This window comes from Duganella sp. S19_KUP01_CR8, assembly GCF_036688705.1.
In the GTDB taxonomy this organism is placed as follows: Bacteria; Pseudomonadota; Gammaproteobacteria; order Burkholderiales; family Burkholderiaceae_D; genus Rugamonas.
Genome location: NZ_JAQQPR010000028.1, coordinates 78,826 through 100,527, shown reverse-complemented (window position 1 = coordinate 100,527; position 21,702 = coordinate 78,826). Strand labels below are relative to the sequence as shown.

The 21,702-nt window shown below is 64.5% G+C and carries 21 protein-coding genes and 1 pseudogene; 10 read left to right on the top strand and 12 right to left on the bottom strand.

The genetic code is table 11. From position 1 onward, the window contains the following. Nucleotides 1–53: 53 nt before the first annotated feature. The 5 genes from V6M89_RS24270 to V6M89_RS24250 form a co-directional block, all read right to left on the bottom strand. Nucleotides 54–482, bottom strand: a complete 429-nt coding sequence (locus tag V6M89_RS24270) for a VOC family protein (RefSeq protein ID WP_332855604.1) — start codon at nt 480–482, stop codon at nt 54–56. Next, the gene (locus V6M89_RS24265) at nt 479–907 is read right to left on the bottom strand and encodes a DUF6265 family protein (protein ID WP_332855603.1); all 429 of its coding nucleotides are present in this window, start codon (nt 905–907) and stop codon (nt 479–481) included. The genes V6M89_RS24270 and V6M89_RS24265 overlap by 4 nt, the downstream gene beginning before the upstream one ends. A 79-nt stretch (nt 908–986) precedes the next feature. Further along, on the bottom strand, nt 987–1,961 hold the full coding sequence (locus V6M89_RS24260) for a sensor domain-containing diguanylate cyclase (protein ID WP_332855602.1): 975 nt from the start codon (nt 1,959–1,961) through the stop codon (nt 987–989). Next, nucleotides 1,958–2,584, bottom strand: coding sequence for a chemotaxis protein CheC (locus tag V6M89_RS24255; protein ID WP_332855601.1), 627 nt, complete (start codon nt 2,582–2,584; stop codon nt 1,958–1,960). Before V6M89_RS24255 ends, V6M89_RS24260 begins: the two co-directional genes overlap by 4 nt. A gap of 2 nt (nt 2,585–2,586) precedes the next feature. Continuing rightward, on the bottom strand, nt 2,587–2,958 hold the full coding sequence (locus tag V6M89_RS24250; protein ID WP_332855600.1) for a response regulator: 372 nt from the start codon (nt 2,956–2,958) through the stop codon (nt 2,587–2,589). Between the two features lie 226 nt (nt 2,959–3,184). On the opposite strand from V6M89_RS24250, the gene rpiA reads away from it, so the two are divergent. Both rpiA and V6M89_RS24240 read left to right on the top strand, forming a co-directional pair. Beyond that, nucleotides 3,185–3,862: a ribose-5-phosphate isomerase RpiA gene (gene rpiA / locus V6M89_RS24245; protein ID WP_332855599.1), complete on the top strand. Its 678-nt coding sequence runs from the start codon at nt 3,185–3,187 to the stop codon at nt 3,860–3,862. 118 nt (nt 3,863–3,980) lie between these two features. Then, on the top strand, nt 3,981–4,343 hold the full coding sequence (locus V6M89_RS24240; RefSeq protein ID WP_332855598.1) for a hypothetical protein: 363 nt from the start codon (nt 3,981–3,983) through the stop codon (nt 4,341–4,343). Nucleotides 4,344–4,387: 44 nt separating this feature from the next. Here V6M89_RS24240 and V6M89_RS24235 read toward each other — a convergent pair whose 3' ends face one another. Next, nucleotides 4,388–4,660: an oxidative damage protection protein gene (locus V6M89_RS24235; RefSeq protein WP_116990319.1), complete on the bottom strand. Its 273-nt coding sequence runs from the start codon at nt 4,658–4,660 to the stop codon at nt 4,388–4,390. A 34-nt stretch (nt 4,661–4,694) separates the two neighbouring features. Then, complete coding sequence (gene argA / locus V6M89_RS24230; RefSeq protein WP_332855597.1) at nt 4,695–6,005, bottom strand: amino-acid N-acetyltransferase; 1,311 nt, start codon at nt 6,003–6,005, stop codon at nt 4,695–4,697. Between the two features lie 55 nt (nt 6,006–6,060). Between argA and hrpA the strand changes: the two genes are divergently transcribed. The 4 genes and pseudogenes from hrpA to V6M89_RS24210 all read left to right on the top strand — a co-directional run bounded on the left by hrpA (nt 6,061) and on the right by V6M89_RS24210 (nt 12,359). Continuing rightward, nucleotides 6,061–10,356 carry an ATP-dependent RNA helicase HrpA gene (gene hrpA / locus V6M89_RS24225; RefSeq protein WP_332855596.1) on the top strand — a complete coding sequence of 1,432 codons (4,296 nt, stop codon included), beginning with the start codon at nt 6,061–6,063 and terminating at the stop codon, nt 10,354–10,356. Between the two features lie 78 nt (nt 10,357–10,434). After that, entirely contained in the window at nt 10,435–11,616 is a 1,182-nt protein-coding gene (locus V6M89_RS24220; protein ID WP_332855595.1) for an extracellular catalytic domain type 1 short-chain-length polyhydroxyalkanoate depolymerase, read from the top strand. Nucleotides 11,617–11,747: 131 nt separating this feature from the next. After that, a pseudogene (locus tag V6M89_RS24215) lies at nt 11,748–11,999 on the top strand (type II toxin-antitoxin system RelE/ParE family toxin); the annotation flags it as partial. A gap of 6 nt (nt 12,000–12,005) precedes the next feature. Further along, the gene (locus tag V6M89_RS24210) at nt 12,006–12,359 is read left to right on the top strand and encodes an addiction module antidote protein (RefSeq protein WP_332855607.1); all 354 of its coding nucleotides are present in this window, start codon (nt 12,006–12,008) and stop codon (nt 12,357–12,359) included. Here V6M89_RS24210 and V6M89_RS24205 read toward each other — a convergent pair. Beyond that, on the bottom strand, nt 12,295–13,548 hold the full coding sequence (locus V6M89_RS24205) for a putative Na+/H+ antiporter (protein WP_332855594.1): 1,254 nt from the start codon (nt 13,546–13,548) through the stop codon (nt 12,295–12,297). The two genes, V6M89_RS24210 and V6M89_RS24205, sit on opposite strands and share 65 nt — an antisense overlap. Before the next feature lie 133 nt (nt 13,549–13,681). Between V6M89_RS24205 and imuA the strand changes: the two genes are divergently transcribed. The 4 genes from imuA (at nt 13,682) to V6M89_RS24185 (ending at nt 17,656) form a co-directional block, all read left to right on the top strand. Next, complete coding sequence (imuA, locus tag V6M89_RS24200; RefSeq protein WP_332855593.1) at nt 13,682–14,401, top strand: translesion DNA synthesis-associated protein ImuA; 720 nt, start codon at nt 13,682–13,684, stop codon at nt 14,399–14,401. Next, on the top strand, nt 14,331–15,809 hold the full coding sequence (locus tag V6M89_RS24195) for a Y-family DNA polymerase (RefSeq protein ID WP_332855592.1): 1,479 nt from the start codon (nt 14,331–14,333) through the stop codon (nt 15,807–15,809). The genes imuA and V6M89_RS24195 overlap by 71 nt, the downstream gene beginning before the upstream one ends. Before the next feature lie 31 nt (nt 15,810–15,840). Next, the gene (locus tag V6M89_RS24190) at nt 15,841–16,596 is read left to right on the top strand and encodes an alpha/beta hydrolase family protein (RefSeq protein WP_332855591.1); all 756 of its coding nucleotides are present in this window, start codon (nt 15,841–15,843) and stop codon (nt 16,594–16,596) included. Between the two features lie 70 nt (nt 16,597–16,666). Continuing rightward, the gene (locus V6M89_RS24185) at nt 16,667–17,656 is read left to right on the top strand and encodes a thioredoxin fold domain-containing protein (RefSeq protein ID WP_332855590.1); all 990 of its coding nucleotides are present in this window, start codon (nt 16,667–16,669) and stop codon (nt 17,654–17,656) included. Nucleotides 17,657–17,677: 21 nt separating this feature from the next. Here the strand turns inward: V6M89_RS24185 and V6M89_RS24180 are convergent, their stop codons facing one another. From V6M89_RS24180 to V6M89_RS24165, 4 genes are all read right to left on the bottom strand, one after another. After that, nucleotides 17,678–18,025: a hypothetical protein gene (locus V6M89_RS24180; protein WP_116990312.1), complete on the bottom strand. Its 348-nt coding sequence runs from the start codon at nt 18,023–18,025 to the stop codon at nt 17,678–17,680. 48 nt (nt 18,026–18,073) lie between these two features. Next, nucleotides 18,074–18,712, bottom strand: a complete 639-nt coding sequence (locus V6M89_RS24175; RefSeq protein WP_332855589.1) for a glutathione S-transferase family protein — start codon at nt 18,710–18,712, stop codon at nt 18,074–18,076. A 103-nt stretch (nt 18,713–18,815) separates the two neighbouring features. Beyond that, entirely contained in the window at nt 18,816–19,685 is an 870-nt protein-coding gene (locus tag V6M89_RS24170) for a sensor domain-containing diguanylate cyclase (RefSeq protein ID WP_332855588.1), read from the bottom strand. Nucleotides 19,686–19,802: 117 nt separating this feature from the next. Next, nucleotides 19,803–21,677, bottom strand: a complete 1,875-nt coding sequence (locus V6M89_RS24165; RefSeq protein ID WP_332855587.1) for a M61 family metallopeptidase — start codon at nt 21,675–21,677, stop codon at nt 19,803–19,805. Nucleotides 21,678–21,702: the final 25 nt, after the last annotated feature.

The following is a 21,702-nucleotide window of genomic DNA, read 5'->3' as shown; positions in this document are numbered from 1 at the left end:
GAGTTCGGCTGTATCAGCCGAACTCATGCTCAAATGGGGGACCTGACCCCGGATTAAAGCAGCGTGCCGCCCCAGGCGGCTGGATCGACGTCGGCGATGGTTTGCGTGAAGGTCCACACGTGCCCGCCCGGATCGGCCACCGAATACTGCCGCTCGCCGAACGGATAGCCGGTCGGCGGACTGAGCGAGCGCGCCTTGGCGGCCAGCGCGCGCTTGTAGTGCTGGTCGATGTCGCTGATGCGCACCATGATCGAGTGGCAGGGATGCGGGCAGGGCGGCGCCGGCGCGGGCCCCTGCCCCACCACCACCGCGCCGGCCCCGCCGGCGATGTCGAGCTGGATGCGGTGGTCGCCGATGCGCAGCCGCTCGCTGAAGCCGAACGCCTCGCACAGCCATTGCGCCGCCACCGCCACATCCTGGTAGTGCAGCACCGGGATCACCATCACGTCCTGGATCGAACGGTTGGGCGCCAGCTGCGTCACAGGGTGCCTCCGCAGGCGCCGCGCACCAGCGGGAACTCGATGCGCTTGAGTGTGCCATTGCGCATGCCTTCGATGCTGGCGCGCAGCGTCGCCGGCGCTTCGTAGCGGTAGCTCACGCGCTGCGGAAAATCGTGCTCCAGGTTTTCAAACACCACTTCCGTGGCGTTGAGTTTGATGGCGCCGAAGCTGGCCGCCGGCTTGCCGGCCGGCTGCGCATGGAACACCGCCTTGCCGTCGCCGCCGTCGGCGATGCGCATGAATTCATACGTGACCAGCTTGCCGCCCTTGACGGTGCGGCCCATGCCCAGCATGGAGCCGCCGGCCTGCGTGGTCCATTGCTCGCCGGAGCCGGCCTCGCCGCCCGGGTCGACCCAGCAGCCGCTCAGCCAGGACAGCTGCTCCAGCGGCGCCGCGTGGGCGGACAAGATTGCGCTACAGGCTGCCAATAAAGCGACATTGCGCATGGTGATCCTCGGTGAAAGATACAGGTCGTAAAGGGGGAAATCAGGCCGGCAGCAAGGCTTCGGTGCGGTTGCGGCCGTTGCGTTTGGCGAGGTAGAGCGCGCGGTCGGCGGCGCCGATCAGTGCTTCTATCTCCACCGCCGCGTCGACCTTGCGCGTGGCGATGCCGATGCTGATCGTGACCTGGCGCGTGTCGCCGCTGTTGCGCTCGTGCGGGATGGCCAGCTCCTGGGCGCGGGCGCGGATCGCCTCGGCCATCATGGTGGCCTGCTCGACGTCGGTCTCGGGCAGGATCATGGCGAACTCCTCGCCGCCGTAGCGCGCCATCAGGTCGCACGGGCGCTTGAGCATGGCCGCCAGCGCGGCCGCCACCTGGATCAGGCACTGGTCGCCCTTCTGGTGGCCGTAGTAGTCGTTGTAGGCCTTGAAGTGGTCGATGTCTATCATCAGCAGCGACAGCGGCGTGCCGCCGCGCTTGGCGCGCCGGTGCTCCTTTTCCATCGCCACGTCGAAGTGGCGGCGGTTGGCGATGCCGGTCAGGCCGTCGGCGAAGGTCTGCGAGCGCAGCACCATGGCCTGCTCGCGCAGCAGCTTCTCGCGGCCGACGGCGAGGCTGACGTCGTTCACCTGGATCAGGCAGTGGCGCGGCGCGCCCTCGACCGCGATCGGCGTGATCTCCACCGCCTGCTGGATGCGCTCGTTGCGGGCGGCCGCCACCGGGCTGGCGTGCAGCGCGAACGGCGCCTTGTTCAGCGTCTGCGACAGCAGCGAGGGGAAGTTGTTGTACAGCGCCTGCTGGATCGCCGCCTCGACCCGGCCGCCGCGCAGGCCGGGGCAGACGGTGAAGAAATCGGCGCCGATCACCTTCTCGTGGCCCAGGCCGGAATGCTTGATCATCCAGGAATTCCACAGCACGATGCGGCGCTCGTTGTCGAGCACGATGGCGCCCAGGTTCACCGCGCACAGCACGCTGTGCAGCAGATGCAGGCGGTGGGCTTCGGGCAACAGACTCATCATGCCTGGCCCATGGCGCGGGCGATGTAGAGGTTGATCTGCTCCTTCAGGTCGTGCAGCGCCGTGACGTCCAGCACGAAGGCGACGTAGCCGTGGATCTGGTGCTTTTCCAGCAGGAAGTCGATGTGCAGCATCAGCACCACGGTGTCGGGCAGGCTGCCGGAGGCGACCAGGATTTCATCGCTGGTGCCGACGTGGTATTGCGGCAGCGAGCCGTGCAGCTCGCGCTGGAAGATGTTGGCCAGGGTGCCGACGCAGGAATTGAGGATGATGTTGCCGATCTCGCACATGGCCTCCTGCTCCATCTCGGTCAGCTCCTTCAGGGGCACCGATTCGCCCACCATCAGGCGCACGATCTCCAGGCTTTTATCTTCGGGGAACATGAGGATGGCCTCGGTCGCGAACGCGCCCTCGTAGTGCTGGCTGACGCCGCAGATGTTCTCGGCCTCGGGCGACTTGCCGTCGAGCAGGCGGGCGGCCTCGGTGCGGTTGATGAAGCTCACCGACGGCACCGACATGCGCACCGCCTCGTTGACGATGGCGCTCATCGAGGCGGCCGCCTGGCCGACGCCGATGTTGAAGATCTCGATCAGCGCGTCGTTTTCCAGCTCGGACAGGGCGAACATGGTCAGACCGCTTCCAGCGTGGCCAGCAGCTGCGCGATGCGCGCCTCGGTGATCGGCTTTTCCATGAAGCCGATGCCGAGCTGGCTGGCGCGGTCGCGCGTGGCCGACTGCACATTGGCCGTCAGCAGCGAGATCGGCACGGCGGGGAATTCCTGGCGCAGCAGCTCGGCGGCGGCGATGCCGCCCATGCCGGGCATGTTGACGTCCATCAGGATCAGGTCCGGCGGCACGGCGCGCGCCTTGAGCAGCGACTCCTCGCCGGTGCCCGCTTCCTCGACGATCCAGTCGGCATGCAGGCTGGCGATGTACTGGCGCGCCATCAGGCGCGAGACGCGGCTGTCATCGACTATCAAGACTGTTTTGGTAGGCGTCATGTCTCATCCCCGGCGATCGTTTCTAGGACCTGCGTGATGACCATTCTCGCATATCCCGCCCCGTCGCTGGCAACCATCGTTGCGTCGCCGCAGCGCTTGTGCGAGTCTGCGACACCGGCACTGGATTGGTGTTGTCTGAGCGCAATTTTTAGCCGAAAACGGTGGCGGGCAGGGGCGATCCGTTAAAATAGCGGAATTGAATTCCCCTCTCTCTTATAGAAACATCATGACCCAAGACGAACTGAAACAAGCCGTAGCCCGCGCCGCCATCGAATACGTGGTGGAAAACGAGATCATCGGCGTCGGCACCGGCTCGACCGCCAACTTCTTCATCGATGAACTGGCCAAGATCAAGCACCGCATCAAGGGCGCGGTGGCCTCGTCCGAAGCGACCGCGGCGCGCCTGCGCGGCCACGGCATCGAGGTGTTCGACCTCAACGACGTGCCGGAAATCGCCGTCTACATCGACGGCGCCGACGAGATCACCAATGCCGGCGCCATGATCAAGGGCGGCGGCGCGGCGCTGACGCGCGAGAAGATCGTCGCCTCGGTGTCGAAGCAGTTCGTCTGCATCGCCGACGGCTCCAAGCTGGTCGAGGTGATGGGCAAGTTCCCGCTGCCGGTGGAAGTGCTGCCGATGGCGCGCGCCTCGGTCACCCGCGCGCTGGCCAAACTGGGCGGCACGCCCAAGCTGCGCCTGAAGCCGGGCAGCGAGGAAGCCTTCATCACCGACAACGGCGGCATGATCATCGACGTGGCCGGCCTGGCGATCGCCGATCCGGTGGCGCTGGAGCAGCAGATCAACCAGATCGTCGGCGTGATCGCGGTCGGCCTGTTCGCCGCGCGCGGCGCCAACGTCTGCCTGCTGGGCATGGCGGACGGCGTCAAGACGCTGAAATTCTAACCCGCAAGGCGTGGTGGGGTCAGACCCCTGCGGGGTCTGACCCCTATGCGGCGGAGCTGGCTCCGCCGGGCATGGTTGCGGGGTCAAACCGCCGCCAATTACTCTGAGAGCTCCCCCTATGAAACGATCGCTGGTATTGCTGTTGTGCTGCGCCTCGCTGCTGAGCGCCTGTTCCTGGCTGCCATCGATAGGCAAGTCGCGCGACGAGCAACCGCCGCCGCGCAAGCCGGCGCCGCGCACCACGGCCGACGACGGCACGCCGCTCAGCTATGTGAACGGCGTCGAAATCCAGAAAGTACCGTTCCGCGCCGGCGTCTCGTCGGCGACGGTGGAAAGCCTGGCCAAGCAGCAGGGCTGCACGGGCGGCTGGGGCGCGGGATTGGTGAGCGAACCGGGACCGGTCGAGGTGTATCGCATGACTTGCGAAAACGGCAAAGTTTTCATGGCCAAATGCGAACTAAAGCAGTGTAAAGCGATGTAAGAATGACACGCCGGCAGCAGGCGCCGCCGGCGGTTCCAGCAGACTTATTCAGCCGGCGGCACGTAGCCCATGGCGGCGTCGGCGCCGTCGCCGAAGAAGTGTTTCTCCATCTGCGTCGCCAGGTATTTGCGGGCGCGCTGATCGGCCAGGTTCAGACGGTTTTCGTTGACCAGCATGGTCTGGTGCTTCAGCCAGGCCGCCCAGGCTTCCTTCGAAACCGATTCATAGATCTTCTTACCCAGTTCACCCGGATATGGTGGAAAGTCCAAGCCCTCGGCTTCCTTGTTGAGTTTGATGCATTGAACGGTGCGGGCCATCTGTGTTGCTCCTAAAGCGGTAGGTAAAACGAGATTATAAGGTCTTAATCAAAACCTGGGATTTGCGCTGCCAGTTATACATGCGCTGGCGGTCCTTCGGCAGGGCGTCCACGGTGGACGGCACGAAGCCGCGCTTCTGGAACCAGTGCGAGGTGCGGGTGGTCAGCACGAACAGCTTTTGCACGCCGATGGCGCGCGCGCGGTTCTCCATGTGCTTGAGGATGCGCTCGCCGTCGCCCTGGGCCTGGACTTCCGGGTTGACGGTCAGGCAAGCCATTTCCGCCATCTTCTGTTCCGGGAACGGGTACAGCGCGGCGCAACCGAAGATCACGCCATCGTGGTCGATGACGGAGAAGTAGTCGATCTCGCGCTCGATCAGCTCGCGGCCGCGCTTGACCAGCGTGCCGTCCGCCTCGAGCGGCTCGATCAGCTTGATGATGCCGCCGACGTCCTCGATGGTGGCCTGGCGCAGCGATTCCAGGTTCTCGTGCGCGATCATGGTGCCGACGCCATCGTGGGTGAACAGCTCCAGCAGGGCCGAGCCGTCCATCGCGAACGGCACGATGTGCGAGCGCTCGACGCCGTTGTCGCAGGCCTTGACGCAGTGCTTCAGGTAGAAGGCGGTGGCGTCCGGCAGGAAGCCGGCCTGCAGCACGGCTTCGGCCTGGTGCGAGGACAGTTCGTGGATCTCGGTGCCGCCGGCGTCGGTCATCATCGGCGTTTCGGTGATGAAGATCAGCTTGTCGGCGTGCAGGGCGATGGCGGTGGCGCACGCCACGTCTTCCATGGTCAGGTTGAAGGCCTCGCCGGTGGGCGAGAAGCCCAGCGGCGACAGCAGCACCAGGCCGTCCGAACCGAGGATGGAGTGGATGGTCTCGGCGTCGACCTTGCGGGTGATGCCGGTCAGCTCGAGGTCGACGCCGTCGATCACGCCCAGCGGACGGGCGGTGATGAAGTTGCCGGAAATGATACGGATGGCCGCGTGCGACATCGGCGTGTTGGGCAAACCCTGGCTGAAGGCGGCTTCGATGTCGAGGCGCAGCTCGCCGGCGGCCTCCTTGGCGCACTCCATGGCGGCGATATCGGTGATGCGCAGGCCGTTGTGGAAGCGGCCTTCGACGTTACGCAGGGCCAGTTGCTCGGCCACCTGCGGGCGCGAGCCGTAGACCACGGTGACGTTGATGTCGAGCGCGTGCAGCAGCGACAAATCGTGCGCCAGCACCTGCAGCGCGCCGGCGCTGACGAGTTCACCAGGGAAGGCGACCACGAAGGTCTTGCCACGGAAGGCGTGGATGTACGGCGCGACTGAGCGCAGCCATTGGACGAATTGGGTAGGGTTTTCCATTAGCCGCATTATAATTCGGTGCGCGACTTCCGCGCCAAAACCTTTGTAAAAAACAATGTCAGAAGCCAGCAACAAGTCTAAAGGCGCGTCCAGCACGCCCGCCAGCACGCAGAACGCCCCCTCCCGCACTCCGCAAGCGCCCAACGCCCGGCCAGGGCAGGGCCAGCCACGCCCGCAAGGGGAGGCGCGCCCGCGCAGCGGCGAACCGCGTCCGGCCGGCCAGCAGCAACCGCGCGGCCCGCGCCGCGCAACCCAAGGCGTGGCGGGGTCTGACCCCGTACGGGGTCAGACCCCTGTGGCTGCAGTGCGGGGTGGCGGCCGCGCGCCGCTGCCGGATGGCGAGGGCGGACTGATTGCGCCTCCGCGCCGCGAGCCACGGCCACGGCTGACTCCTGAAGAACAGGCCGCCCGCGATGCCGAACGCGCCTTCCGCAACCCGCTGCCGCCGATTACCTATCCCGAAGACCTGCCGGTCTCCGGCCGTCGCCACGAAATCGCCGAAGCGCTGCAAAACAGCCAGGTCATCATCGTCTCCGGCGAAACCGGCTCCGGCAAGACTACCCAGTTGCCGAAGATCTGCCTGGAACTGGGCCGCGGCCAGAAAGGCCTGATCGGCCACACGCAGCCGCGCCGTATCGCCGCCTCGTCCACCGCCAAGCGCATCGCGCAGGAGCTGGGCACGCCGCTGGGTGTAACGGTGGGCTTCAAGGTCCGCTTCGCCGACACGCTGACCAAGGGCGCCTCGGTCAAGCTGATGACCGACGGTATCCTGCTGGCCGAAACGCAAACCGACCCGCTGCTGCGCAACTACGACACCATCATCATCGATGAAGCGCACGAGCGCAGCCTGAACATCGACTTCCTGCTTGGCTACCTGAAGCAGCTGCTGCCGCGTCGCCCCGACCTGAAGGTGATCATCACCTCCGCGACCATCGACGCCGACCGCTTCTCGCGCCACTTCGGCACGCCGGAGAAACCGGCGCCGGTGATCGAAGTCTCCGGCCGCCTGTACAAGGTGGAAGTGCGCTACCGCCCGATCGAAAGCGACATCGTCAATCCTGCGGTGGCCAACGCCGAAGGCAAAGGCCAGCGCACCGCCGCCGCCCGCGAAAAGCGCGACCTGATGGACGCAGTGATCGACGGCGTCGACGAACTGTCCCGCCTCGGTTCCGGCGACGTGCTGGTGTTCCTGCCCGGCGAACGCGAAATCCGCGACGCCGCCGAAGCCCTGCGCAAGCACCATCCGCCGCACGTGGAAATCCTGCCGCTGTTCGCCCGCCTGTCGGCCGAAGAGCAGGAGCGCGTGTTCAAGCTGACCAACGCGCGCCGCATCGTGTTGGCCACCAACGTCGCCGAAACCTCGCTGACCGTACCGGGCATCCGCTACGTGGTCGACGCCGGCCTGGCGCGCGTGAAGCGCTACAGCTACCGCAACAAGGTCGAACAACTGCAGATCGAACCGATCGCGCAATCGGCGGCCAACCAGCGCGCCGGCCGTTGCGGCCGCGTGGCCGATGGCGTCTGCATCCGCCTGTATGAAGAGCAGGACTACTTGCAGCGGCCGAAGTTCACCGAGCCGGAAATCCTGCGCTCGTCGCTGGCCTCGGTCATCCTGCGCATGAAGTCCCTGCATCTGACGGACGTGGAGACCTTCCCGTTCATCGAACCGCCGCTGGCGCGCGCCATCGCCGACGGCTACCAGCTGCTGCAGGAACTGGGCGCGGTCGACGAATACAACCAGCTGACGCCACTGGGCAACAAGCTCTCCAAGCTGCCGCTGGATCCGCGCGTAGGCCGCATGATTTTGGCCGCGCTGGACAACGTCTGCCTGGACGAAGTGCTGATCATCGCCTCCGCGCTGTCGGTGCAGGACCCGCGCGACCGTCCGATGGAGCACCAACAGGCCGCCGACGAAGCGCACAAGAAGTTCGCCGACGAGAAGTCGGAGTTCCTCAGCTACCTCAAGATCTGGAAGTGGTTCGACAACGCGATTGAGCACAAGAAGACCAATCGCCAGCTGATGGACAACTGCCGCACCAACTTCCTGTCGCAGCTGCGGCTGCGCGAGTGGCGCGACGTGCACTCGCAGCTGCTGACCATCGTCAAGGAGCAGGGCTGGCGCATCAACGAAGCCCCAGCCACCTACGAGAACCTGCATATGGCGCTGCTGACTGGCCTGCTGGGTAATATCGGCTTCAAGGGCGAGGACGAACCGGGCGCCGGCTACCTGGGCGCGCGCGGCATCAAGTTCAATATCTGGCCGGGCTCCTCGCTGCTGAAGAAGCCTGGCAAGTGGATCATGGCGGCGGAACTGGTCGACACCACGCGCCTGTATGCACGCTGCGTGGCGCAGATCCAGCCGGAGTGGCTGGAGAAGGTCGGCGGTCACCTGTTGAAGAAATCCTGGGGCGAACCGCGCTGGGAGAAGAAGTCGGCGCAGGTCAGCGCGTCCGAACGGGCCACTTTGTACGGACTGGTGGTGTACAGCCAGCGCCGCATCAACTACGGCTTGTTCAATCCGACCGAGGCGCGCGAGATCTTCATTCGCGATGCGCTGGTCGGCGGCGACTACGAAACGCGTGCGCCGTTCTTCGCGCACAACCACAAGTTGATCAAGGAGATTGAGAACCTTGAGCACAAGTCGCGCCGTCTCGACGTGCTGGTGGACGATGAACTGATCGCCGCCTTCTACGACAAGCTGATACCGGCCGACGTGGTCAACGGCGCCGGCTTCGAGAAGTGGCACAAGGATGCGACGGCCGCCGAGCCCAAGCTGCTGTACCTGAACCGCGACGAATTGATGCGCCACGAAGCGGCCGGCGTGACCACCGACCTGTTCCCGAAGATGATGTCGGTGACGGGGCTGGAGATGCAGCTGACCTACCACTTCGAACCGGGCAGCGTGCGCGATGGCGTGACCATGGCGGTACCGCTGTTTGCCTTGAACCAGCTGCCGCGCGAGCGTTGCGAGTGGCTGGTGCCGGGTATGTTGAAGGAGAAGGTGCACCTGCTGCTCAAGTCCCTGCCGCAAAAGCTGCGCCGCCATTGCGTGCCGTTGCCGGATTACGCCGCCAAGTTCTGCGAGCGTGTGCATGAAGCGGGTGTGTTCGGCCGTGGCGACCTGGTTGACGCGATCATCGCCGATATCCGCAAGCAGATCACGATCTCGGTGCTGACCAGCGACTTCAAGCCGGAAACGCTGGCGGCTCACCACTTCATGAACTTCAAGGTGATCGACGAGCACGGACGCCAGCTGGAGATGGGCCGCAACCTGGCCACGCTGCAAGCGGAATTCGGCACGCAGGCGCGCGAGAGCTTCCAGAAGATGGCCGAGTCGTCGGGCGGCCAGGGCGTCAGCATGCGGGCGTTGGGCAGCGGTGGCAGTGCTGCGTCGTCTGCTGCATCGCCTGCGGCGTCGGCGAAAGCCGGCGCACCGGCGGCGCAAGGCAAGGGGGCTCCCGCAGCCGCCGGCGCCGCGCCGACAGCCACCAGCGGCATCACGTTGACCGGCCTGACCTCGTGGACCTTCGGCGAGTTGCCGGAGCTGCTGGAAATCGCGCAGGGCAAGCTGACGCTGATCGGCTTCCCGGCACTGGTCGACAAAGGCACGCACTGCGACCTGGAGGTGTTCGACGATCCGACCGTGGCTGCGCGCACGCACCGCATCGGCTTGCGTCGCCTGTTCTCCTTGCAGATGAAGGACCAGATCAAGTTCATCGAAAAAGGCATCCCCGGCTTGCAGCAGATGGGCATGCAGTTCATGAGCATGGGTACGCAGGAAGAACTGCGCGAGCAGATCATCAACAAGGCTTTGGACATCGCCTGCCTGCAAGATCCGTTGCCGCTGGATGCTGCTAGTTTCGCTAAACGCAAGGACGAGGGGAAATCGCGCCTGGTGCTGCTGGTGAACGAGATCGCGCGTTTGCTGTCGCAGGTGCTGACCGAGTTCCATGGTTTGCCGAAGCGCTTGCAAGGGCTGCCCGCGCAGGCGGCGGCCGACATGCAGTCGCAATTGCAGGGATTGGTCAACAAGCGCTTCTTGTCGGAGAACGAGTACAGTCAGCTGTCGCACTTCCCGCGCTATCTGAAGGCGATGAACGTGCGTATCGAGAAGCTGCGCGGCGATCCCGCGCGCGACGCCAAGCTGATGGCCGAATGGCAGCAAGCGGCGACGTTGTACCAGCGCGCCAACAAGGATAAATCGGCCGGCAAGAACACCGATCCGAAGATGGTGGAATTCCGCTGGATGCTGGAGGAGTTGCGCGTGTCCCTGTTTGCGCAGGAGCTGCGCACGCCGATGCCGGTATCGGCCAAGCGGTTGTTGAAAGTATGGGAGTCGATGCAGCGCTGATCGGCTGTTATGAGCGCTGCCGCACGCAGGATAGGGCGGGTTTCAGGGTAGACTTTATGGCAACAGGAGATCGTCGCCATGAAGAGAGCAGCCAGCAGTTTGTTACGCACTTTGGTCCGCTCAGGGACGCGGCAGAGCCGGTCCGTCAGCAAGTTGGTGACGGCGCTGTTCGCCGTCCCCGCAGCCGCCAAGCCCAAACGAAAACGCAAGCCGGCCGCCAAGGCCACGAGCACCGTCAAGCCGGCCAAGCCGGTCGCGCCACGAGTGCGCGCCACCACGCCCGCCGCGCCGCGCGCCAAGGCACGCAGCAGTGCCGTTCCATCGGTCGCCATACACGTGCCGCCATCGCCGGGCAAATGGCTGGCGTCACACTTCAGCGCACCGCCAGGCGTCGGCACGTCGGCGCGCCGCATGAGCTACTGGCTCTACCTGCCAAACAATCCGCCCGAAGAGACGCAACGCAAAGGCTTGCCGCTACTGGTGATGCTGCACGGCTGCCAGCAGACCGCGACCCAATTCGCGCAAGGCACGCGCATGAACCAGTGGGCCGAGCAGATGGGCTACGCCGTGCTCTATCCGCAGCAACTGGTCAGCGTCCAGGCGCAGCGCTGCTGGAAATGGTACGACCGCGCCACGCAGGAGGGCGGCGGCGACGTCCCCGTCATCGTCGGCATGATCAACAAGGTGATGTCGCAGTACGCCATCGACCGTTCGCGCATCTACATCGCCGGCCTTTCGGCCGGCGCCGCCATGGCCAACATCGTCGCGCTGAATCATCCGCAGCTGTTTGCCGCCGTCGGCCTGCATTCGGCCCCGGTGTTCGGTGCTGGCCACAACACCATCGGCGCGCTGGGCGTGATGCAGCACGGCGCCGCCACGCGGTCCGAGGCCGCCGCGCTCGAGGTGATGATGCGCCATCCACAATTTCCCGGCATGCCTGCGATTTTGATCCAGGGTGAGGGCGACAAGATAGTCCGCCCGATCAACCAGCTCCAGCTGGCGCGCCAAAGCCGCTTGTTGAACCGACTATCGGCCGCGCCGAAGACCACCCACAAGCCGCAAGGACGCGGCGGCCGCCACAACGCCCACCAGCTGCACGATTTTTACGAAGGAAGAAAACTGCTGCTGCGCGTCGCCCAGATCGCCGACCTGGAGCACGCCTGGAGCGGCGGCGATCCCTCCCTGGCCTTCAACGCCAAGGCCGGACCGGATGCCAGCAAGATGATGCTGGAATTTTTCTCACGCCACCAGCGCACCTGATTAGTAGTAGCTCGTTTCGATCTCGATTGATGGGATAACATCGTTCTTGTTTTGGTGTATCCCATGGAATACAATCGGATTGAGCCCTCCAGAATATGGATATCCTTCAGCCTTAACTTTTTAGCTCATGGTTTCATGGCCTGAAAGATCGCAGAGCCCGTGCTTACGTTCAGGCACGCATTGATCGCGCTGAGGACGGTAACTTGGGTGACCATAAGTTTGTAGGCGATGGTATTTCCGAGCTGCGTATCAATTACGGCCCAGGATACCGGGTGTACTACACGTTTCGAGGTGCTTCGCGGATTATTTTGTTGGCTGGTGGAGATAAGTCGTCCCAAGCCAAGGACACCGCGACTGCGCAAGCGCTGGCACGACAACTGTAGGAGGTCATCGTGGAGCTTAAGTTGAAAAAATGGGATAGTGCCGAGTATCTTCAGACCAAAGAAGACATGGCTCTCTACTTCGAGGTTTGCCTTGAAGAGGCAGAGGGCGACGTGGCGTTCATCGCCAAGGCATTGGGCAATATCGCTAGAGCGTACGGGATGACGCAGCTTGCCAACGAAACTGGAATGGGCCGCGAAAGCTTATACAAGGCTCTCTCGGCCGATGGCAATCCAAGCTTCGCGACTATCCTGAAAGTCATGCGCGCGCTTGGATTGAAATTCCAGGTTGAGGTGGCTACAGCAAAAAAGCCAGCGCAGCCACGGCCGTCGGCGCCAGCGCGCCGGCCAGCAGGCCGATAGCGCCTATCGATTCGTCCTGGAAGCCGCGCCGCAACAGCGATACGCCGGCCGGATTCGGCGCATTGGCGATCACCGTCAGGCCACCGCCGGCCACCGCGCCGGCCACCAGCATGTATTGCGACTGCGCCGAAATGCCCTGGATCAGCGAACCGAGATAGGTTAGCGCGGCGTTGTCGGTAATCGCCGTCAGGCCAAGCGCGCTGAAGAACAGCGCCACCGGCGGCAGGCTCTCGACGATGGGCTGCAACCACCACTGCTGCATGCCGCCCAACACCACCAGCCCGGCCAGGAAGAAGCCGACCAGCAAGCCCTCCTTGATGATCAGCGGATTCTGGTAGCGCTGGTAAGCCTGGGTGAATCCCAGGAACAGCATGAAGATGCCGAGGAACAGCACCGGGTGATGGCCCAGCACCACCACCGCCGCCAGGAAGACCAGATGGATCGCGGTGACCGTCAACGGCACGGCCGGCGCGGCCACGACGTCAGCCGACGGCGCGGCCGGCGCGCGCAAATGTTTGCGCAGCACGAAAGTGATCACGGTCGCGTTGATCAGCACCGCGATGGACGCCTTCCAGCCGAAATGCGTGGCCATGAAAGCGCTGTCCCATTGCCAGGTGCTGGCCACCATCAACACCGGCGGCGCGGCGTAGGCGGTCAGCGTGCCGCCGATCGAGACGTTGACGAACAGGACGCCCAGCGCGCCGTACTTCAGCCACTCCGGCATGCCGTCGCGGAAAATCAGCGGCGCCAGCATCAGCGCGGCCAAGGTCATCGCGGCCGGCTCGGTGATCAAGGAACCGGTCAGCGGCACCAGCGCCAGGCCGAACCACACCAGCGCCAGTTCGGCGCGCATCGGCAGCAGCCTGGCCAGCACCAGCAGCATGCGTTCCATGATGTCCAGCACCGGCCGCGAAGCCGCCACCACCATCACGGTGAACACGAACAGCGGCTCGGTGTATTGGCGCGATTCGGCGTACTGGATGGCGGCATCGCCTCCGCTCAGCAGCGCCATGGCGATAATCAGGATAAAGGCCCAGAAGCCGAACACCACTTCCACTTCGCCCAGCAGATGGAACAGGCCCGCATGGCGTGGATGTCGGTGCGACAGCACCTCGAAGGATTTGGCTGCGAAGGTGTGCAGCAGCGCCAGTCCGAACAGGATGGCGCCGACCAATTGTATGGTTTGCAAAGGAAGTCCTTGTTAAGTTGCCTGAGCTACATGGTACAGCATGGGGTGCACGATACAGATTGGCCTTGCCAAAAACGCCAACAAATAGTACTGTGTATTTATACAGTATTTGCGGTAAAATCAGTTTCATATCATGAACCGATCCGCCACCCCTTCCGCCACCCTCGCGCCCGAAGCCGTCCATCCGGCGTTATGGCTGGCGTCGCAACTGGCGCACAGCGCCACGCGCTGCGTCGACACCGGCTTTGCCGCCTTGTCGGCGCAGTTGCCGGGCGGCGGCTGGCCGCTGGGCGTGCTGACCGACCTGCTGGTGCAGCAGCACGGCATCGGCGAGTTGCGCCTGCTGCGGCCGGCCTTGCTGGGCCTGGGCAAGCGGCCCATCGTGCTGCTGCAACCGCCGCATGCGCCGCAAGCGCTGGCGCTGGCGGCCCTGGGGCTGGAGCCATCGCAGCTGATCTGGATACGCAGCGGCGCCAAGAGCGGCGACGCCTTGTGGGCCGCCGAACAAGTGCTGCGCAGCGGCTGTTGCGGCGCGCTGCTGTTGTGGCAAAACCATGCGCGCGGCGAAACGCTGCGCCGCCTGCATCTGGCGGCGCAAAGCGGGGACACGCTGTTCTGCATGCTGCGGCCGCTGGCTGCCGCGCAGGATGCCTCGCCGGCGCCGCTGCGGCTGTCGCTGCACACGGCGCCGGGCGGCATCAACATCGGCTTTGTCAAACGACGAGGACCGCAGCGCGACACCCCATTATTTTTGCCATTAACCCCATCGCTCTTACAACGCCATGCGCCTCTGGATCGGACTACACCTGCCACGGCTCCCGCTCGAAGTATTCTGCCCGCGCTGGTCGGATGACGGCTGCACCGTGGTGCTGGAGCAGGAGCGGGTAGTGGCCATGTCGGCGCTGGCGCGGCAGGCCGGCGTCGACGTCGGCATGCGGCGCGGCGGCGCGCTGATGCTGGCACCGCAGTCGCAGTTCCAGCAGCGCGCACCGCAGCGCGAGGTGGACGCGCAACAGGCGGTGGCGATGGCGCTGCTGCAATTTACGCCGCAGCTGGCGCAAGCGGAGGAGGCCACGCTGCTGCTCGATGTCGGCGCCAGCCTGCGCCTGTTCGGCGGTATCCGCGCGCTGTGCCGGCAGGTGTCGGCCAGCATGGAGGCGCTTGGTTTTACGGCCACGCTCAGCTGCGCGCCCACCGCGCGCGGCGCCTGGCTGCTGGCCCGCAGCGATGCCGGACGGGCCTTGACGATGGACGCGTTAGTGCGGCGCATGGACCGCTTGCCCAGCAGCCTGCTGCCTCCGGCTCGGCCCTACCTGAGCTGGTTCGAAGGCATAGGGTGCTTGACGCTGGGCGAGATGCGCCGCCTACCGCGTCCCGGCTTGCAGCGCCGCTGCGGCCGGGCCTTGTTGGATATGTTGGACGATGCCTACGGCGAACGCGCCGAGATGCATCGCTGGCTGGAAGCGCCGGCTAGCTTCAGCGCCAAGCTGGAATTGTTCGACCGCGTGGAGAACGCCGAAGCGCTGCTGTTCGGCGCGCGCCGCTTGTTGCAGCAGCTGACCGGCTGGCTCAGTGCGCGACAGTTCGCGGTCGAGCGCATCCGGCTGTTGCTGGAGCATGAACGCGGCAAGGTGGCCGGTCCTCCGACGGTGATCGACATCGTGCTGGCCGAGCCGACCTGGCGCGACGAGCACCTGGTGCGCCTGCTCAAGGAGCGGCTGGCCAAGCAGGTGCTGGATGCGCCGGTGATCGGCCTGTGCCTGGAGGCGCCGCAGGTGCAGCCGATGGCGCCGCCCAGCGATTCATTGTTCCCCGAGCCGGGCGGCAGCAAGGAGGACTGGCAGCGCCTGCTGGAATTGTTGACCGCGCGGCTGGGGCCGGACAACGTGCTGCAAGCGGCGCCGCGTGCCGATTACCGCCCCGAGCAGGCCAACGCCTGGGTCAGCGTGCAGGAAAAAATCCGGCCCGCCGACGCCCGCGCCCAGCTGCCGCCGGACATGCCCGGCCTGCCGCGTCCGGCCTGGTTGCTGGCCAAGCCGATCCCCTTGCTGATGCGCGACCACCGGCCGTTCTACGGCTCGCCGCTGAAGATCATGTCCACCGGCGAGCGCATCGAGGCCGGCTGGTGGGGCGCCATGCAAACCCGCGACTATTTCATGGCCGAAGGCGAGGACTTCGCCCACTACTGGCTGTACCGCGAGCGCACCGGCCACGAGGGTGAGCAGTCGGCGCGCTGGTATCTGCACGGTTTGTTTGGTTAAATAGCGTCTGGCATCAACAACGGGACAGCGCATGCGATCACAACGACAGGAATTCCTCGGCGCCGACGGCCAGAAGCTGGCGGCCCGGCTGGATGTGCCGGACGGCGACATCCGGGCCTACGCCTTGTTTGCCCATTGCTTCACCTGCGGCAAGGACGTGTTTGCCGCCAGCCGCATCGCGCAGGCGCTGACCGAGCATGGCTTTGCCGTGCTGCGTTTCGACTTCACCGGCCTGGGCGCCAGCGAGGGAGAATTCGCCAATACCAATTTCTCGTCCAACCTGGCGGACTTGCTGGCGGCGGCCGCGTACCTGCGCGCCAGCCACAAGGCGCCCAGCCTGCTGATCGGCCACAGCCTCGGCGGTGCGGCGGTGCTGGCGATGGCCGGGCAAGTGCCGGAGGCCAAGGGTGTGGTGACACTGGCCGCACCCAGCGATCCGGTGCGCGTGACCGGCATGTTCAGCCAGCATCTGGACGAGATCGCCAGCGAGGGCGAGGCGCAGGTGCAACTGGCGGGCCGGCCGTTTCGCATCAAGCAGCAATTTGTCGAGGATGCGGGCGGGCACAATTTGAAGCTGAAGATCGCGGGCCTGAAGCGGGCCTTGCTGGTGATGCACGCGCCGGGCGACGATACGGTGGGCATCAGCAACGCGATGGAAATTTTCACCGCCGCCAAGCATCCGAAAAGCTTCATTTCGCTCGACAGCGCGGACCATCTGCTGACCGATCGCGACGATGCCGTCTACGTGGCCAACCTGATCGCGGCCTGGAGCGATCGCTATATCTGAACAACGTTGTTATATAATATTTTCTTTTGTTTAATGCCTGGCTGCGCCGGCAAATCAGGAGAGGTTAGCGATGAACGTATTCAAACAGAGCTTCAGGCAATGGCGCGCACTGGGCGCGGTCGTGGGCATGGCCGGCGCGATGCTGGCGCCGCCGGCGCAAGCGGATGGCCGCAGCGCGACCCATAACCTGCTGGCCAATATGGCGCGCGCCAACCGCAGCCTGGGCATCACGGAAAACAATAGCCGCGCCATACCGACGCTGGTGCGCGGCATGTACGTGTTGAACGACAATAAGGGCGCATTCGTCGGCCTCATCAACGAAGCCGGTACGATCTACGGCGACGTCAATGGCTTCCAGGTACTGAGCACCACCAGCACCCCGCCACGCAAGATGACCAAAGAGGAAATGAACGATTTGCAGCAGGAAGTGATCGCGGCCATCGACTACGATAAGCTGATCAAGGTCAGCTACGGCGACGGCGGCGGTCGCAAGATGGTGCTGTTCTCGGCGGTGGATTGCGGCTTCTGCCAGCGCTTCGAGCAGGACTTGCTGAAAAAAGGCAGCGGCGTGAACACCACGTTCTACGTCGTGCCGATGTCGCTGCAGGATATCAATGCCGGTGCCGCGAAGTGGCAGACTGTGTCGCGCATCTGGTGCGCCGACAACAGCACCGCGGCATGGAAGAAATACTGGAACACGTTGGATGCGGCGCCGGGTCGCACCTGCGAATTCGATCCGAAAAACGCCGAGCAATCGGCGCGCCATCTGGAGCAGGTGCTGGCGGCGGTGGGCAGCCGCGTCGGCGGCACGCCAACCATTCTGCGCGAAGACGGTACCGTATTACAGAACAAGCCCGATATGGACTTGCCGTACATGAAGAAGAACTTCGGCAGCGACGGCATGCCCAAGCTGGCGGCGGCCAAGCAGCCGCAGTGGCTGGTGGCGGCGGCGGACAATGCCAACGACCCGCAGCAGCCGGCTGCCGCGCAGGCGGGCGAGCAGCAGCCGAAGAAAATCAAGATTGATGTGAAGGACGCGTTGAAGAAGCTCTTCAACTAAGAGCCCGCTTCAAAAAGAAGATTACTCGTCGTCGAATTCTTCGGCGAGGTCTTTCCAGCCCTTGCCGGCGGCGAAGGTGTTGAATTCGTCCGGCGCTTCCAGCACCAGCAGTTTGCTTTCCTGGAGCACGGAATCGCCGGCGGTCAGGGCAGGGCCCTTGTAGCCAACGGTGCGCAGCTGCGCGACCACGGCGTCGATCAGCGATTTGTCCTTGTGCAGGCCGCTGATCGAGGCAGAAAAGTCCACATACACGTCGATCGCGCCGTAACCTTCGTCGAAGATACGGATCGCCTTGGCGTCGTGGGCACGGCCGGAGCCGTCGGAGGCCTTGAAGGGGCCGCTGAGTTGGATGTCGGTGTCTTTGTTCATAGCGATTAGCATACACCAAAACAGCAAAACGCCAAGGCTACGCCCGTGTTAACCCAGCTTCGGCAAGGCCATGCCGCGCTGCACCGCCGGACGTTCGGCCATCAACGCCATCCAGCGTTGCAGATGGGGTTTGCTGGCCAGCTTGTCGCCCAGCGCCGGCTTCAGCATCAGGGTCAGGCCGAAGGTCCACGGATAGCTGGCGATGTCGGCGATGCTGTAGTCTTCGCCGGCCAGGTAGGTATGCTGGGCCAGTTGACGGTCCATCACGCCCAGCAGGCGGTCCGCTTCGTCGATGAAGCGCTGGCTGGCCAGCGCCGATTTCTCTTTCGAAAACACCTCGAAGAAGCCGACCTGGCCCAGGATCGGGCCGAGGCCGCCGATCTGCCAGTTCAGCCATTCCAGCACCTTGTAGCGCGCCGCGCCGGCGGCCGGCAGCAGCTTGCCGGTTTTCTCCGCCAGGTAGGTCAGGATGGCGCCGCTTTCAAACACGCTGACGGTTGCGCCGTCGGCGTCGGTGTCGACGATAGCCGGGATCTTGTTGTTGGGGGCGATCGCCAGGAATTCGGGCTTTAGTTGTTCGCCCTGGGTGATGTTGACGGTCTTGATCTCGTAGGGGATGCCCAGCTCTTCCAGCATGATGGAAATCTTGCGGCCGTTCGGGGTGGTCCAGGTGTGCAGCGTAATCATCGTGTTCCTTGATTGTTAAGTGCCTGCACTGTAGGCCTTTCAAGGGACGAGATAAAGCGGCAAAAGCTGACTACGGTGTTTCGATATCCTGAACAATGACGGGCTAGCGCGACACCGTGTTGCGGCCATTGTGCTTGGCCCGGTACAGGGCCTGGTCGGCCTGTTCGTAGATGTCTCCCTGGGTCAGCATCGCGTCCGGCGCGACGAAGGCCAGCCCCAGCGACAGCGTCACGTGGCCGCAGGGCGGGTTGCCCTGGTGCGGGATCAGGCGGGCCTCCAGGTCGGCGCGGATCTGTTCGGCCAGCGCCTCGCTCTCGTCGGCGCTGTTGCTGGCGAACAGGCAGGCGAACTCGTCGCCGCCAATCCGAAAGCTCAGGTCGCCCGGACGGCTCAGCGCCTGGCGCATGGCGTCGGCCACCGCCTTCAGCACCTGGTCGCCTTGCGGATGGCCGTAGCTGTCGTTGTATTCCTTGAAGCGGTCGACGTCGATCAGCAGCAGGGTCAGCAGGCGCTGGTCGCGGCGCGCGCGCTTCTGTTCTTCGTTGAAGCGGATGTTGAAGTAGCGCCGGTTCTTCAGTCCGGTCAGCTCGTCGGTCACGCTGTCGGCCTGAGCGGACTTGGCTTCCGTGATGTCGGTGGAGACGGCGCAGGTGGCGTAGACCTGGCCGTCGTTATCGAACAGCGGGAACTTCACGGTCATATAGGTGTGCAGCGTCTTGTCGCGGTGGTAGACCGATTCTTCTTCCTGGATGGCGCGCTGTTCCAGCGCGGCGATGCGGTCGTTGCGCCACAGCTGTTCGGCTATCTCGCGCGGAAACAGTTCGAAGACATTGGAACCGACGAAGGTGGCAGGATTGTAGCCGTCGAGGATGTCGAAATGGCGGTTGGCCATCGTCACCGTGCCTTGCAAATCCTTAGTCGAAATCAGGATGGGCGCGTTGTCGAGCAGTGCATGGAATATGCGGTCTGACACGCGCAGCTCGTCTAGCTCGGTGCGCGGTGGAGGATGGGTGTCGGTCCGATCGGGCATGGCACCAGTATAACCCGGTGGCGAGCCGGCACAATTCGCCGGCTCCCTCCAGGATGATAATTACTTCAATGGTTGCAGAATTGCATCAAGGCGGTCCGGCGTACCCTCGATGCGCTCAAGGCGCGGATACTTCAGGCCGCCGTGATAATCGAGCGCATAGGTCTGGTACAAACTGCCTTTTTTGACCAGCAAGTTGATAGGCTCCTTGCCGGTCTTGGCGGCGGTGACGGCGGCGCGCAGCACCTCGGCCTTGTAGGCGCGGCCGTTGACGGCCAGCAGCGTGCCGCCGCCCGACAGGCCCGCCTTGAAGCCCACGCCTTCCCATTGGAAGGCTTCCAGCTTGCCATCCGTACCGACCGAGAAGCCCAGCGAGTACTGGAAGTTGGCCGATTTGTTTTGCTCTTCCTGGGCTTTGAGGAAGTCGGTCGGTTTTTCGGTGTAGACCAGTTTCCAGCCGGCGCGCGTCAGGCCGTCCAGTGGCGCGCCGGGGCCGTGGCCGTCCAGGCGGGTGCGCAGGAAGCTGGCCCAGTCGTAAGGCTGGATCGCGTTGAGCGCCTTCACCACGTCGTCGAAGGTGTAGTGCTTGGCGACGTTGACGCCGTCGTCGACGCCGAAGAAGTTGCGGGCAAAGTCGTTGAGCGAGCGCTTGTCGCCGGATTTTTCGCGGATCAGCGTGTCGGCGTCTAGCCAGATCAGCTCGCCTTCCGAATAGTAATCCTCGGCGCGCTGCCAGTTGTTCCAGCCTTGCGGACGGCGGGCGTTGACAATCGGATCGTTGGTGGTGTCCTGCACCGCGCGCCATTCGCGGCCCTTGGTGTTGTCGTAGCGGGCGGCGGTGGCGGCCAGCAGGTCGCGCGTGTGCTCTTGCTTGATCAGGCCGGAACGGGCGGCGATCACCGCGCCCCAGTACTGGGTCTGGCCTTCGTACACCCACAGCAGCGTGTTCTGCAGCGGCGTGTTGAAGTTGGGGACGTTCTGGTCGGCCGGGCGGCGGAACTTGCCGTTCCACGAGTGGGTGAATTCATGCGGCAGCAGTTCGCGCCGCGCCTCGTGCTTGGCCCACTCGGCAAAGTAGCCCAGCTTGACGCCGTTCTCGCTCGACTGGTGATGTTCGCGGCCGATGCCGCCGAACTCGTCGCTGATGGCGAACAGGAAATCGTAGTGCTGGTAGTGCTGCGAGTTGAACAGCTTGTAGGCCTGCTGCACCATCGCGCGGTGCGGGGCGATCTGTTCCGGCGTCGCTTCCAGTTGCTCGGCCGAGTCGGCCACGACGTTCAGGTGCACCGGCACTTTCGCGCCCGGGTCGAGGTCGATGCGGCGGAAGTAGCGGCCGGCGAACAGCGGCGAATCCATCATCGCTTCCAGGTCCAGCGGCTTGAAGGCGATCTCGTCGCCGGTGCGCGCGGCCGTTTCCAGCGCGGTGCCGTACTGCCAGCCGGCCGGCACCGTCAGGTTGGGTTGCATGGTGATGCGGCGGCTGTTGTAGCCGGCCGGGTACAGGGTCAGCGATTGCCATTGCACGCCGACGATATCGTTGGTCATCGTGGTGCGGCCCTGGTTGGCCTCGGTCGGCGACAGGTACTGGAACTCCACGTCCACCGACGACGCATCTTTCGGCACCTCGATGTGGAAGGCGTAGACGTTGACCGTGTCGCGCTTCCAGTCCAGCGGCTTGCCGTTGGCGCTGACCTTGAGACCGGCGAACTGGTTCAGCGCGCCGCTGGGACCGTGGTTGGCCGGTATCCACTGCGGATAGAGCAGGGTCAGCTTGCCCGGCTTGGCGGGGATGCTCTCGCGCACGCGGAAGATTTGCTGCGCCGTGTTGGTGGCGTCCACTTTCAAGACGATGGTGCCTGGGTAAGGCTGTTCGGAGATGGCTTCTGCCTGGGCGCTGAAGGCGGTAGCCAACAGGACGGCGAGGGCGGCACGGGACATGGACATGTGGTCGATAACGAGGTTG

What these genes read in the sequence shown, in the direction of transcription:
- imuA (WP_332855593.1), top strand. Translation starts at nt 13,682, where the DNA reads ATGAACCGATCCGCCACCCCTTCCGCCACCCTCGCGCCCGAAGCCGTC.
- V6M89_RS24185 (WP_332855590.1), top strand. Translation starts at nt 16,667, where the DNA reads ATGAACGTATTCAAACAGAGCTTCAGGCAATGGCGCGCACTGGGCGCG.
- V6M89_RS24180 (WP_116990312.1), bottom strand. Translation starts at nt 18,025, where the DNA reads ATGAACAAAGACACCGACATCCAACTCAGCGGCCCCTTCAAGGCCTCC.
- V6M89_RS24255 (WP_332855601.1), bottom strand. Translation starts at nt 2,584, where the DNA reads ATGTTCGCCCTGTCCGAGCTGGAAAACGACGCGCTGATCGAGATCTTC.
- V6M89_RS24165 (WP_332855587.1), bottom strand. Translation starts at nt 21,677, where the DNA reads ATGTCCCGTGCCGCCCTCGCCGTCCTGTTGGCTACCGCCTTCAGCGCC.
- V6M89_RS24240 (WP_332855598.1), top strand. Translation starts at nt 3,981, where the DNA reads ATGAAACGATCGCTGGTATTGCTGTTGTGCTGCGCCTCGCTGCTGAGC.
- V6M89_RS24260 (WP_332855602.1), bottom strand. Translation starts at nt 1,961, where the DNA reads ATGATGAGTCTGTTGCCCGAAGCCCACCGCCTGCATCTGCTGCACAGC.
- argA (WP_332855597.1), bottom strand. Translation starts at nt 6,005, where the DNA reads ATGGAAAACCCTACCCAATTCGTCCAATGGCTGCGCTCAGTCGCGCCG.
- V6M89_RS24235 (WP_116990319.1), bottom strand. Translation starts at nt 4,660, where the DNA reads ATGGCCCGCACCGTTCAATGCATCAAACTCAACAAGGAAGCCGAGGGC.
- V6M89_RS24250 (WP_332855600.1), bottom strand. Translation starts at nt 2,958, where the DNA reads ATGACGCCTACCAAAACAGTCTTGATAGTCGATGACAGCCGCGTCTCG.
- V6M89_RS24175 (WP_332855589.1), bottom strand. Translation starts at nt 18,712, where the DNA reads ATGATTACGCTGCACACCTGGACCACCCCGAACGGCCGCAAGATTTCC.
- V6M89_RS24190 (WP_332855591.1), top strand. Translation starts at nt 15,841, where the DNA reads ATGCGATCACAACGACAGGAATTCCTCGGCGCCGACGGCCAGAAGCTG.
- V6M89_RS24220 (WP_332855595.1), top strand. Translation starts at nt 10,435, where the DNA reads ATGAAGAGAGCAGCCAGCAGTTTGTTACGCACTTTGGTCCGCTCAGGG.
- hrpA (WP_332855596.1), top strand. Translation starts at nt 6,061, where the DNA reads ATGTCAGAAGCCAGCAACAAGTCTAAAGGCGCGTCCAGCACGCCCGCC.
- rpiA (WP_332855599.1), top strand. Translation starts at nt 3,185, where the DNA reads ATGACCCAAGACGAACTGAAACAAGCCGTAGCCCGCGCCGCCATCGAA.
- V6M89_RS24195 (WP_332855592.1), top strand. Translation starts at nt 14,331, where the DNA reads ATGCGCCTCTGGATCGGACTACACCTGCCACGGCTCCCGCTCGAAGTA.